The organism is Paraburkholderia sp. BR14312 (assembly GCF_040948675.1).
GTDB classification, from domain to species: Bacteria; Pseudomonadota; Gammaproteobacteria; order Burkholderiales; family Burkholderiaceae; genus Paraburkholderia; species Paraburkholderia nodosa_A.
Genome location: NZ_JBFPKI010000007.1, coordinates 431,661 through 444,714 on the forward strand (window position 1 = coordinate 431,661; position 13,054 = coordinate 444,714).

Genomic DNA, 13,054 nt, shown 5'->3' on the forward strand with positions numbered 1-13,054 from the left:
GAAGGTCTGCCCGCAGGCGCCGCTGTATTACAGCGTACGCGCGACTTCGGTGATCTCGAACACTTCGAACTGGTCGCCTTCGACGATGTCGTTGAAGTTCTTGATCGACATACCGCACTCGAAGCCTTGCTTGACTTCCTTGACGTCGTCCTTGAAGCGCTTGAGCGAGTCGAGTTCGCCGGTATGGATGACGACGTTGTTGCGGATCACGCGCACCGACGACGAACGCTTGACGAAACCGTCCGTGACCATACAACCTGCGATCAGGCCGACCTTCGGCACGCGAATCACCTGACGCACCTCGGCCATGCCCGTGACCGTCTCGCGCTTCTCCGGCGCCAGCATGCCCGACATCGCCGCCTTCACCTCATCCACTGCGTCATAGATGATGTTGTAGTAACGGATGTCGATGCCATTCGCCTCGGCAACCTTACGCGCCTGCGCATCTGCACGCGTATTGAAGCCGATGATGACCGCCTTCGAAGCCGTTGCAAGGTTGACGTCCGACTCGCTGATCGCACCGACCGCGCTGTGCACGATCTGCACGCGCACTTCGCTGGTCGACAGTTTGAGCAGCGATTGCACCAGCGCTTCCTGCGAACCCTGCACGTCCGCCTTGACGATGAGCGGCAGGTTCTGCACTTCGCCTTCGCCCATCTGCTCGAGCATGTTTTCGAGCTTCGCGGCCTGCTGCTTCGCGAGCTTGACGTCGCGGAACTTGCCTTGACGGAACATGGCGATTTCGCGCGCCTTGCGATCGTCCGGCAGCACGATGACTTCTTCGCCCGCGCCCGGCACTTCCGACAGACCCTGGATCTCGACCGGAATCGACGGGCCCGCTTCCTTCGTGGGCTTGCCGGTTTCGTCGAGCATGGCGCGCACGCGCCCGTAGGCGCTGCCAGCGAGCACGACGTCGCCACGGTTCAGCGTGCCGGACTGGACGAGGATCGTTGCAACCGGCCCCTTACCCTTGTCGAGCTTCGCTTCGATCACGAGACCCTTGGCCGGCGCTGCGACCGGTGCCGTGAGTTCCAGCACTTCGGCTTGCAGCAGCACGTTTTCGAGCAGGTCGTCGATGCCTGCGCCGGTCTTCGCCGACACCGGCACGAACGGCGAGTCGCCGCCGTACTCTTCCGGCACGACGCCTTCTGCGACGAGCTCCTGCTTCACGCGCTCGAGATTCGCGTCCGGCTTGTCGATCTTGTTGATCGCCACGACGAGCGGCACACCCGCAGCCTTGGCGTGCGCGATCGCTTCCTTGGTTTGCGGCATCACGCCGTCGTCGGCTGCGACCACCAGAATGACGATGTCGGTTGCCTTCGCACCGCGAGCACGCATGGCCGTGAAGGCCTCGTGACCCGGCGTGTCGAGGAACGTGATGACGCCACGCGGCGTTTCGACGTGGTAAGCGCCGATGTGCTGCGTAATGCCGCCCGCTTCGCCCGCGGCAACCTTGGCGCGGCGGATGTAGTCGAGCAGCGAGGTCTTGCCGTGGTCGACGTGACCCATGACCGTGACGACCGGCGGACGCGGCAGTTGCTCGGCGTCCGTAGCCGTGCCCTGGCCTTCGACCAGCAGCGCTTCCGGATCGTCGAGCTTCGCGGCAACCGCACGGTGGCCGAGTTCCTCGACGATGATCATCGCCGTTTCCTGGTCGAGCATCTGGTTGATGGTGACCATCTGGCCCATCTTCATCATCGCCTTGATGACTTCCGATGCCTTCACGGACATCTTGTGCGCGAGGTCGGCCACCGTGATGGTTTCCGGCACGTGCACTTCACGCACGATCGGCTCGGTCGGCGCCTGGAACGTCGACGCGTCCTGGTGACGGCCACGGCCCTTCGGGCCGCCGCGCCAGCCGCGGTCCACGCCGCCCGACGAGTCGCCGCGCGTCTTGATGCCACGGCGCTTGGCCGCGTCGTCCTGCCAGCCGCCCTTGCCTGCGCCCGGCTTCTTGTTGCGGTCGCCCGCACCGGCACCCGGCGCGCTCGTCGAAGGCGCGGCCGTCGTGGCCGGCTTCTTCGCCGCGGCGCCTGCTCCGGCGGCCGGACGTGCCGGCGCACCTTCCGGACGGGCCGGCTTGTGCAGCGTGCCCTTGGCTTCGGCGGGCTTGGCCGGCTCGACGGGCTTGGGCGGCTCGGGCGCCTTCACCTGCGCCTTGCGCGGCGTGTTCATCATTTCGCGGATCGCGCGCGCTTCGGCTTCCGCAGCCGCGCGGCGGCGGGCGATCTCGTCCTGTTCCTTCTGCGCCTTATCGGCGGCTTCGCGCGCGGCGGCTTCGGCCTTCTGGGCCGCCTCGCGCTGCGCGGCGCGCTCGGCTGCGGCGCGCTGTTCTTCCTGCTGATCCTGCGCTTGCTTCACTTCTTTCGCTTCCGCTTCGGCATTGCGCTGCGCAGCCACGGCCTGAGCGGCCAGTTCGCGAGCGGCGGTATCGGCCGCTGCCCTCTTCTTTGCAGCTTCTTCTTCGGCGCGGCGGCGTTCGGCCTCGGCGGCCTCTTCGCGCGCACGGCGCTCCGACTCTTCACGGGCGAGCAGTTCCTGGCGCTCCTTGAGCTCCTGGGCCTGACGCTCGAGCAGTTCTGCCTCGCGGCGCGCTTCTTCCTCGCGGCGCTGCAGCTCCGCCTCTTCGGCGGCAGCAGCTGCGTCGGCTGCATGATTCGATGCCTCCGCCTCTCCGGCGGACTCGTCGCGGCGGACGAACGTGCGCTTCTTGCGCACCTCGACCTGAATGGTGCGTGCCTTACCCGTCGAATCGGACTGCTTGATCTCAGACGTATGCCGTTTCGTCAGCGTGATCTTGCGTTTGTCTGCATCAGTCGAGCCGTGAGACTTGCGCAAGTGATCGAGCAGACGCGCCTTGTCGGTCTCCGACAAGGCATCGCTCTCGCTCGCTTTCGTGACGCCCGCCGCCTGCAGCTGCTCGAGCAGCACGCCGGCAGGCATTTTCAGTTCCGCGGCAAATTGGGCTACGTTGTTACTCGCCATTCATTCCTCTTAATGCAAGGACCGATTCCTTGCGGTTGACATCGGGTCATGCGGCCTTCGGTGCCTCGCGTTCTGCAAGGCTCCGCCGCGTTCAGTTCAGTGGGTCATGGTCGCTTCCTGCTCGTCGCGCCCTGATGCAGTTTCCCGTTGGCGGGTTACTGGAACCAGTGCTCACGTGCCTTCATGATCAACGCCTTGGCGGCGTCCTCTTCCATTCCCGTCATTTCGACCAGTTCATCCACGGCCAGCTCGGCGAGCTCGTCGCGGGTGTGAACTTCATGCTGCGCCAGTTTCGCGAGCAGATCCGGGTCGATACCGTCCAGACTCTTGAGGTCCAGCGCGGCGCTTTCCACCTTCTCCTCGTTCGCGATCGCCTGCGTGAGCAGCGCGTCGCGAGCGCGGTTGCGCAGTTCGTGCACGGTGTCCTCGTCGAACGCCTCGATTTCCAGCATTTCGTTGAGCGGCACGTAGGCGATCTCTTCGAGGCTCGTGAAGCCTTCGTCGATCAGGATGTCGGCGACTTCCTCATCCACGTCGAGACGCGCCATGAACAGGTCGCGCAGCACCGTGCGCTCCTGATTCTGCTTTTGCGCGGATTCGTCCGGCGTCATGATATTGATTTGCCAGCCGGTCAGTTCGCTGGCGAGACGCACGTTCTGGCCGCTACGGCCGATCGCGACCGCGAGTTCACTCTCGTCGACCACGACGTCCATCGAGTGCTTTTCCTCGTCGACGACGATCGACTGCACGGCAGCCGGCGCGAGCGCGCCGATCACGAACTGGGCGGGATCCTCCGACCATAGCACGATGTCGACGTTTTCGCCACCGAGCTCGTTGCGCACGGCCTGCACGCGCGAACCGCGGATGCCGACGCAGGTGCCGATCGGGTCGATGCGCTTGTCGTAAGCCACCACGCCGATCTTGGCGCGCACGCCCGGATCGCGCGCCGCCGCCTTGATCTCGAGGAGGCCCTGTTCGATTTCGGGCACTTCCATTTCGAACAGCTTCATCAGGAACTCGGGCGCCGTGCGCGAGAGTTCGATCTGCGGGCCGCGAGCGGTGCGATCGACCTTGCCGATCCACGCGCGCACGCGGTCGCCCACGCGCAGGTTTTCCTTCGGAATCAACTGGTCGCGGCGCAGCAGCGCTTCGACACGGCCGGATTCGACAATGAAGTTGCCCTTGTCCATGCGCTTGACCGTACCGGTCATGATGCTTTCGCCGCGCTCGAGGAAGTCGTTCAGGATCTGCTCGCGCTCTGCGTCGCGCACCTTCTGCAGGATGACCTGCTTGGCGGCCTGCGCGCCGATACGGCCGAACTCGACCGAAGGTACCGGCTGCTCGACGAAACCGTCGATCTGCGCTTCTGGGTCTTGCTCGCGCGCTTCGAACAGCAGGATTTCCTGGTCCGGCTCCTGCAGGCCCGCCTCGTCCGGCACGACGCGCCAGCGGCGGAACGTTTCGTGTTCGCCGCTTTCGCGATCGATATGCACGCGGATATCCGCATCCTCGTCGAAGAGTTTCTTGGAGGCCGACGCAAGCGCCGCTTCAAGGGCGGCGAACACCACGTCCTTGTCGACATTCTTCTCGCGTGCCAGCGCATCCACCAGCATCAACACTTCGCGACTCATTGTTTGCGGCTCCTAAAGTCAACTTTGGGGACAAGGCGTGCTTTGTCGATGTCCGCGAGCGTGAAATCGAGCATCGCGGGACCCGCCTTCCCTTCGAATTCCAGACCGATGGATTCGCCTTCGGGAGCATGCACGATACCCCGGTACGATTTCCGTCCGTCCAATGGCTTTTTCAACGTGATTACCGCTTCGCAGCCTGCGAAGCGTTCGAAGTCCGCCAGTTTCTTCAGCGGACGGTCGAGACCGGGCGACGAAACCTCGAGTCGCTCGTAGTCGATGTTCTCGACCGTCAGAACGTGCTGCAGCTGACGCGTGACCTTCTCGCAGTCCTCGATCGCGATCCCCGCGGGCTGATCGATGAAGATGGTCAGCATGCCGCGCCCGGTGCGCTCGAGGTCGACCAGCTCGTAACCGAGCCCGGTGACCGTGGTTTCAATCAGTTCCGTCAGTTGCACAATGCCCACTCCAGATGTTCTGCGCAGCGGGCCAGCAACTTCCTTCGCTCTAATTCTTGCTTCGCTAGGGATTCGCGGGCCGCGCGCCAGGTGAGCGCGCGCGCTTCTCACCTACCTGCCCCACGATGACGAACGACCCGGATGATTGGAGGCCCCAAATTGACAATGCCGAACGTGAAACGTCGGCATCTGTTGGTATCCAATTTGGGGCGAACCAAAAAAAAATGGGCGAAACGCCCATCTTCTCACTTAGCCAGGTGGTCGCACCTGGGGCGCGTATTACAGCGCAGAAAACAGCCGCACGCCCAGCGACTTTGTGATTCTAGCCTTTTTTGCACATTAACGCAAATCACCGGTCAAGCCCAAGCCGCCTTTTGCCGTTATTTATGGGCTAGCAAGGGGATTTTCCGGTGTTTTATGCGCGAACCGCGCGCATTGCCGCCGTTGCATCGCCGCGACGCCCGCCGCATGTCGCAGCCGGGCGTCGCGCGCTTCACGCGTCAGTGCCCGCGCGTGCGATTGCGCGGCGTGCCACGCGGGCCGCCACGGCTGTTGCCGCCCGCGCGGTTGCCGTTGGGGTTGGCATTGCCGCCGTTGCCGCCGTTGCCGGGACCGCTGCGGCGGTTGCCGCCGGCATTGCCGCCCGCACGCTTGCCCTGCGCGCCCGGCGCACGGTTGCCGTCGACCTCGCGGCCGCCCGCACGGTTGCCGCCACGGCCGCCGAAACCGGAGCCCGCGCCGAAATTGCCGTGACCGGCACCCGCGCCGCCGCCGAAGCCGCCCGCTGCGCCGCGCCGTCCCTGGCCCTGACGCGGCTGACCCATCGCCCCGTGCGAACTCAGCACCGGCTCGCGGTTGATGAAGCCCATCGACGTCTGCATCGGATCGGGCTGGCGACGCTCCTGCTCCTTGCCGCCGCGACCGCCCTTCTCTTCGCTCGGCGCCTTCAGGCCGACCGCTGCCATCAGCGCGCGCACCTGGTTGTCTTCGAGCTCTTCCCAGCGGCCGCGCTTGAGACCCTTGGGCAGCGCGATCGGGCCGTGGCGCGTGCGGATCAGGCGGCTCACCATCAGTCCCGCCGCCTCGAACATCCGGCGCACTTCGCGGTTACGGCCTTCGGCCAGCGCGACGTGATACCAGTGATTCGTGCCTTCGCCACCGCCGTCGCGGATGCGCAGGAAACTCGCGGGGCCGTCCTCGAGCTCGACGCCCTTGAGCAGCTTCTGGCGATTCCCCTCGGTCAGCTCGCCCACCACGCGCACGGCGTATTCGCGCTCCACGCTGTAGCGCGGGTGCATGAAACGGTTGGCCAGATCGCCCGAGGTGGTCAGCATCAGCAGACCTTCGGTGTTGAAGTCCAGACGGCCGACGGCCAGCCACTTCGCCGTTTTCATCGGCGGCAGGCGATCGAATACCGACGGACGGCCTTCCGGATCGGCGTGGCTCACGATTTCGCCGGTCGGCTTGTGATAGATCAGCACGCGCGGCGGCTTGTTCTGCAGCTTGCGCTTGATGGGCTTGCCATTGATGCGGACCTGGTCGGTCGGCAGAATGCGCTGGCCGATGTGCGCGGGCTCGCCGTTCACCGAGACGCGCCCGGCGATGATCAGCTCTTCCATGTCGCGGCGCGAGCCCATGCCCGCATCCGCCAGCACTTTGTGCAGCTTCGGTGCGTCGTCGTCCGGGCTCAGCACGCGCTTGGGCTGCTGGGCACGGCCGCGGCGCAGCATCGGCGCGCGCACGCCCGAACCGGCGCCGTTGTCGGCGTCGAACGCCGGCGACGTCACGTACAGGAACAGGTCGTCCTGCGTGGACTCGCCCGCGGCGGCGGCCGGCTGGCCTTCGCCTCGCACCTGGCCCTTCTGTCGCTTGCCCGCGCCTTGCTGGCGCTCGCCCTGCTGGCGTTCGCCCTGACGCTCACCTTGAGCGGCAGCGCCCGCATTCTGGCGGCGGCCCGGCTTCTTCGCGCCTGCGTCCTTGTTGCGCGGTGCGCGCCCGGCAGGAGCACGCTCAGGCGCCGCTTGCGGCGCGTCAGCGGGCGCTGCGGGCGCGTCCGCGCCCTCCGCGCCTTCTGTGGCCTTGGCCTTCGCACCCGCGCGGCGGCGCGCGATCAGGCTGCGCGGCCCGCGGCGCAGGCCGCGGCGCGGACGCTCTTCGCCCTCGCCGCCCTGTGCTTCGCCTTCGACCTGCGAAGCCCGCGTGTCGTCGTCGCGCGCGGAGGACGCGTCGGTCGAATCGGTGTCGTGGATATCAGTCAAAACAACCTCAAAATGTCAGGTTGCGCGCCCGCTTGCGGGGCGCGTCAAAAATGCTTGTTGCTTCAGATGCCGCGTCGTGCGGCTTCGTCGTCCGTCGTCGAGACGGGGTCGTCCTGCGCCGCGTCGCGGCGGTCTTCGTGTTCTTCTTCGCCCGCCGCATCTGCTGCGTGCGCGGCATCCTGCGCGTGAGCGTCCGGGGCTGACCCGTGCAGCGCGAGGCTTGCTTCGTCATGTACCGCTTCGCCCGGGGCATCGGCTGCGTATGCAACGTTTGCGCCTGCCGCCTCGTGCGTTGATTCCGCTTCTTCCGTTGCGTGCGTCTCGTGCGCTTCGCTTTCGGGCTGTGCGGGCGTTTCATCGCCCGGTGTTTCGCCTTCCGCTACCGGCGTCAGCGCATCTTCCGCGCCCGCGACACTGGAGGCAGCCTCGGGCTGGCCTTGCGCAACGAACTGTGCCGCAGCGCTATCGGGAAACTCGATCGCATGCTGGGCAAGCAGTTGCTCGCCGAACTGGCTCGACGGATCGTCGAGCGGCGGCAATTCGTCGAGCGACTTCAGGCCGAGATCGTCGAGAAACTCCCGTGTCGTTGCATAGAGTGCCGGGCGGCCCGGCACGTCACGATGACCGATGACTTCGATCCAGTTACGGTCCTCGAGCTGTTTGACGACCTGCGTGTTGACCGTGACGCCGCGAATTTCCTCGATATCGCCGCGCGTGACCGGCTGCCGGTACGCGATGATCGCGAGCGTTTCGAGGACCGCGCGCGAATAGCGCGGCGGCTTTTCGGGGTGCAACCGGTCAAGGTACGTCCGCATGGCCGGCTTGCTCTGAAAGCGCCAGCCCGACGCGAGCCCCACCAGCTCGACGCCGCGCCCGGACCATTCATGCCGCAGGTCTTCGAGCAGGTTGCGGACCGTGTCGGCCGAAATGTCGTCGGCAAACAGTTTGCGCAGTTCGCCGATCTTCAACGGCTCCTGCGTGCAGATCAATGCAGTCTCGAGGACGATTTTCGCCTCTTGGGTATTCATGCAGCCAGGTCAGACCCTAAGTAAGGTAAATCAGGTTCAAGGAACCGGATCAGACAGACGAAAGACGATATGGAACTTGGAGACGCGCTCGCCCGATTCTGATCGGTCATATTGATGGGAGCACGCACCGGGGGGCCGAAATTCAGGCAAAGAGCCAGACCCAGCCGGAGGGAGCCGCGAAGTTCCCGCAGGGAATCGCTTGACTGAGCGCCATATTACGCAAAAACGCCGGGTGCGTAAAGACGCCATTCCGCATGAGGGGCCTCATTTTAATCCGGGCCCCGTCACCGCTTTATGCCCGCTGGCGCCACGCCGGTGCATGGCGCGGTGCAAGCCGCGCCGACGCACGCTCAATGCGCTCCCACCGTCTCGAGGTAGCGCGCGAGTCGCTCGACGCCGGCGTCGAGCCGCGCGGGGTCGCACGCATAGCACCAGCGCACGAAGCCTTCCCCTTGCGGTCCGAACGCGCTTCCCGGCGCGAGGCCGAGGCCCACGTCGCGCACCAGCGCCTTGCACAACTCGAGGCTGTGCTGCGCGCCCGCCAGCCGGAAAAAAAGGTACATCGCCCCGTGCGGCACTTTCACATCGACGCCGGGCAGCTTCGCCAGCGCCGCGGCGAGGTGGTCGCGCGAGGCGCGCAGATCGGCCACCAGCGCACGCGTGAACGGCTCGCCGTGCTCGACGGCCGCAATGCCGGCCTGCTGCACGAACGAGGGCGCACACGAGGTGTTGTACTCGACCAGCTTGCCCAGATCGTCGGTCAAGGTGCGCGGCACGACCATCCAGCCGAGCCGCCAGCCGGTCATGAGCCAGGCCTTCGAGAACGAATTGACGCAGATCAGGCGCTCTTCGCGCGACGCAAGATCGAGGAACGAGGGCGCGGTGCGCTCGCTCGTGGCGCCGTAGTAAAGGCGCTCGTAGACCTCGTCGGCGACGATCCAGATGCCGAGGCGCCGGCAATGCTCGAGCACCACGCGCTGCTGGTCGCGCGTCATCGCCCAACCGGTCGGATTGTTCGGCGAGTTGATCATGAGAAGACGCGTCTCGGGCGTGAGCGCCGCCAGCAGCCGGTCGAGATCGAGCGTCCAGCCGCGCTCACCGTAGTCGAGCGAGACCGTCTCGACCGTGGCGCCGAGAATCTTCGGGATTTCGACGAGGTTCGGCCACAGCGGGGTCACTGCCACCACCCGGTCGCCCGCGCCGACGACGAGCTGCGCCGCCAGCATCAACGCGTTGACGCCCGCGCTCGTGACCGCCACGTTATCCACCGACGTTGCGCCGTGCAGTTCGCTCACGTAGCGCGCGAGCGATTCGCGCAGCGGCGCGATGCCGAGGTTGTGCGTATAGAACGTGTCGCCGCGCCCCAGCGCGTCGGCCGCCGCCTCGCGGATGAACGGTGGCGTCACACGGTCGGACTCGCCGAACCAGAACGGCAGCACGTCGGGAACGCCGAACCCGGCGTTCGCCACTTCGCGGATCTGTGACGAGCGCAACGCACGCACCGCTTCACGGGGCAGGGAGACGGAGGACGACGGTTCGAAATCGCTCATCGGGGTTCCGGGTGGCACAGAATGTGGGAAAGCATGCAGTGTATCGCGCGGCCCCGCGCGACGAGCTCCGCGCCTCCAGGCGTGCGCGTAGCGGTTTCAGTGCCGCGCTTCGGGCTGGCCGGCAAGTTGACGGATCAGCGACCAGACCGCCTCGGCGGCCGGCGAAAGCGAGCGGTCGCGCCGCCGCACGAGTTCGACGGTGCGCTGCGCGCGCGGCACGAGCGGCCGCGCAAGCAAGGGAGCACCCGCCGGCACGGGCAGCGCGAGCCAGGGCAACACGCTGATGCCCACCCCCGCTTCGACGAGTCCGAAGACCGTGGCCGGATGGCCCAGCTCCTGCACCACGCGTGCACGCACGCCCTGCTCGCTCATCACGGCGTCGATGAGCGGGCGGCTGCCCGAAGCGTAATCCAGCATCACCAGACGCTCGCCGTCCAGCTCCTTCCACGCGACTTCCTGGCTCAGCGCGAGCGCGTGATCGCCGCGCACGACCACGCAGAACGAGTCCGTGGTCAGGCATTCGGTTTCGAGATCCTCAGCGGCAAAGGGCCCGATGATGACGCCGAAGTCCACCTCGCCCGAGCGGATCTTGCGCACGACGTCGCTCTGCACGTCGTCGCGCAAGCCAAGCGTGATGTAGGGAAACTGCCGCCCGCACGCGGCGACGACCTGGGGCATCAAGCGGCACGCGACCGTCGGGCTGGCCGCCACGACGACGCGGCCGCGCCGCTGCTCGCCGATCTCGCGAATTTCACGCAGGGCGTCATCGAGATCGCCCAGCAGGCGCGGAATGCTCGCGATCAGGTTCGCGCCGACATCGGTGAGCTGCACCTCGCGCGTGGTCCGGTCGACGAGCTTCACGCCAATCTCGGCTTCGAGCTCGCGTACACATCGGCTCACCGCCGACTGCGTGAGCCCGATTTCGTCCCCGGCCCGGCTAAAGCTCTGCAGCCGGGCAACCTCGATGAAAACCCGCAACTGCCGCAGCGTCACATTCATCCGCTTGCCTCATGAATTGTCCGTTTTCATGCAATTTTATGCCGGTCACCCCTCGTTACGTGTAGAGGAACCTCGCCACCCATTATTCGCCGCAATGCAGCAATACGGCGCAAACGCACGGCAGACGGGCTTGTCTGCACAAGATTGGTGATTCTCCCGATTTTCTCGATAAGTGTTTTCGAGTCTTATACGCCCCTGGCAATCTCCCGCGCGGGCTTGGCGCCACGCGGCTTCAAGACGAGAACGTACGTGCTGGCACGGTTTTCGCATTAAGGCACGCACAGGTTCGATGGACGTACCGGAAGCATGCAGTCCGGGACGATCCAGCCGGGCCCGCCTGGTACTCCGGCATCCGGCCGGGAGTCCATGAAGAGTGCGCAGCGCGGGGCAGCGCACCGGAGATAGCTTCGCTGAGGTGAAACATGATGCTGTTCGACGATTTGAGAGACAACGAATGGGCGCTGGTCGAGGCGTTGTTCTGTGCTGAACCGGCACGGAGCGAACGGCGCGGACGGCCTCGCGTCGAAGCGCGTGCTGTGGTCAACGCGGTGCTCTGGGTGCTTTCGACGGGTGAAGGCTGGTCCAAGCTGCCGGGCCGCTACCCCTCGCCGCCGACTTGCCGCCGTCGTTTCGACGAGTGGCAGGCAGACGGCACGCTTGCAGAGATCGTCAAGCGACTGAGCACGAACGGGCGTGAAATTTCGCTGCGCGGCCGTATCGGCGCCACGGCGACCAAGCCGCCCGCACCGCCCAGCCGTGATCGCCTGCGCGGCGCGTTCTGGACCAATCCGGAATCGTGGCGCGCGCCGGTCAAGATGGCCTGAGCCGCGCTTGAACTGCTTTCCCGCCGGGCGCATCGTGCGCCCGGCGTGTTTTTCTCCCCATCCTTGCGTATTTCATGGCCGCTGCAGACCGCTTTCCGGTCGTGCCAGCAGCGCCACCCCTCCCCACTGATGCGGGCCGCATCGACGTCGCTGCGTCCGCAACCAGGCGATCGGCATCGCGCGATACATCTCTTTACTAATATTTACAGCGCGCTTTCGTGCCCGACGTTAGCTTAGGAGCATGTCCACTAACGTCAAGAAACTGGATTGACGGGGAACCACCATGAAATCCATGAACCTGCACATCCGGGGCATCATGGTTTCGCTGTTCGCCCTCGCCCTTTTCGCGCCGACCGCTTCGTTCGTGTCGTTCAGCGCCGCGGCCCACCCGCCGCATGCCTCCGTACCGACATGGTCGATCGCGCGCACCGGCGCGCACGCCATGCCGCCCGTAGCGCCTGGCCCGAACGCGAGCAAACCGCCAGTGCCGCGCGGCGACTTGCGGGGCGATATTGCGGACAATGCCCGCCGCAGCGCGTCGCAGAGGCAGGAACCAGCGCAGCGCCGGTAAGCCGGCCAGCGAAACACCATCGAGAGGACGGCCGGAACCGACGAACGAGCAGCGATGACGCAGGACGGTAAGAGCGTCCGGCACGTCGCGGGCTCAGCAAATACCCTGCCCCGGGGAACCACCGCGCTTCATGTGCGGTCTATCCTTACGCCATCAAGCACAGCGTGGCAGCAGTAATTCCGGTAAGCCCGTATCTTTCGATGCGGGCTTTTTTTTGGCGGGACGAAGAGGACGGGGGTACAAACGGGGGTACTACTGGCTGGCTTCGAGGCCGGATTGGGGTACGCGCTCCGCGACATAGTCGGCCACGCGATGCGCGCTCCACTGCACCGTGCGCTCGTCGCGAGCGAGCCGGGCGAATTCGGCGCGGCCGCGATCGGTCAGCACCGCGATATCGACCGGCGCATGGAAACCCGGCGCCGGCGCAACCGTGCGCTGCCGGACGATGTCCATCATGCCGAGATCGCGCAAATACTGGAACACTTCAGGACGACGCGCCCACGGGACCTGCCGATACTGCACCCGCCTCAGCGCTTCGAGTACTGCTTCGTTGGAATACGTGGTCATCTCACTTCTTTCTTAAAATGCAGTCCTGCGATCATTGAGTCTCACGCGAGCCGGCTGCGGCGCAACGCGGACCTGAGAATGGCGCAGTCTGTGCCCTGGCGGGCCCACGCGCCCTATCCGTGCGATGAGCAGCGGCAGGGACTGCAGGTTATCCGGGCCCCCGTGAAAGCGGCTTCACCGCTTCCC

Annotated in this window: 9 protein-coding genes and 1 pseudogene; 2 read left to right on the top strand and 8 right to left on the bottom strand. The window is 65.8% G+C overall.

The features are described 5' to 3' along the window. Positions 1-27: 27 nt before the first annotated feature. From infB to AB3X98_RS22225, 7 genes are all read right to left on the bottom strand, one after another. Entirely contained in the window at positions 28-2,985 is a 2,958-nt protein-coding gene (infB, locus tag AB3X98_RS22195) for a translation initiation factor IF-2 (RefSeq protein ID WP_069267874.1), read from the bottom strand. Between the two features lie 155 nt (positions 2,986-3,140). Continuing rightward, positions 3,141-4,616 carry a transcription termination factor NusA gene (gene nusA, locus AB3X98_RS22200; protein WP_069267875.1) on the bottom strand — a complete coding sequence of 492 codons (1,476 nt, stop codon included), beginning with the start codon at positions 4,614-4,616 and terminating at the stop codon, positions 3,141-3,143. Continuing rightward, on the bottom strand, positions 4,613-5,071 hold the full coding sequence (rimP, locus tag AB3X98_RS22205; protein ID WP_028204813.1) for a ribosome maturation factor RimP: 459 nt from the start codon (positions 5,069-5,071) through the stop codon (positions 4,613-4,615). The genes nusA and rimP overlap by 4 nt, the downstream gene beginning before the upstream one ends. Before the next feature lie 500 nt (positions 5,072-5,571). Next, positions 5,572-7,329 carry a 23S rRNA pseudouridine(2605) synthase RluB gene (rluB, locus tag AB3X98_RS22210; RefSeq protein WP_069267876.1) on the bottom strand — a complete coding sequence of 586 codons (1,758 nt, stop codon included), beginning with the start codon at positions 7,327-7,329 and terminating at the stop codon, positions 5,572-5,574. Between the two features lie 62 nt (positions 7,330-7,391). Next, complete coding sequence (gene scpB, locus AB3X98_RS22215) at positions 7,392-8,357, bottom strand: SMC-Scp complex subunit ScpB (RefSeq protein ID WP_368604098.1); 966 nt, start codon at positions 8,355-8,357, stop codon at positions 7,392-7,394. Positions 8,358-8,707: 350 nt separating this feature from the next. Beyond that, positions 8,708-9,907, bottom strand: coding sequence for a pyridoxal phosphate-dependent aminotransferase (locus tag AB3X98_RS22220; protein WP_368604097.1), 1,200 nt, complete (start codon positions 9,905-9,907; stop codon positions 8,708-8,710). Positions 9,908-10,003: 96 nt separating this feature from the next. Beyond that, positions 10,004-10,906 (bottom strand): LysR substrate-binding domain-containing protein, encoded by a 903-nt coding sequence (locus AB3X98_RS22225; RefSeq protein ID WP_368604096.1) that lies wholly within the window; start codon positions 10,904-10,906, stop codon positions 10,004-10,006. A 425-nt stretch (positions 10,907-11,331) separates the two neighbouring features. Here AB3X98_RS22225 and AB3X98_RS22230 point away from each other — a divergent pair. After that, positions 11,332-11,718 (top strand): annotated as a pseudogene (locus AB3X98_RS22230) (transposase); the annotation flags it as partial. Positions 11,719-12,013: 295 nt separating this feature from the next. Then, positions 12,014-12,301, top strand: coding sequence for a hypothetical protein (locus AB3X98_RS22235; protein WP_368604095.1), 288 nt, complete (start codon positions 12,014-12,016; stop codon positions 12,299-12,301). A gap of 252 nt (positions 12,302-12,553) precedes the next feature. On the opposite strand, the gene AB3X98_RS22240 is transcribed toward AB3X98_RS22235, so the two are convergent. Next, positions 12,554-12,868 carry a hypothetical protein gene (locus AB3X98_RS22240; RefSeq protein WP_069267881.1) on the bottom strand — a complete coding sequence of 105 codons (315 nt, stop codon included), beginning with the start codon at positions 12,866-12,868 and terminating at the stop codon, positions 12,554-12,556. Positions 12,869-13,054: the final 186 nt, after the last annotated feature.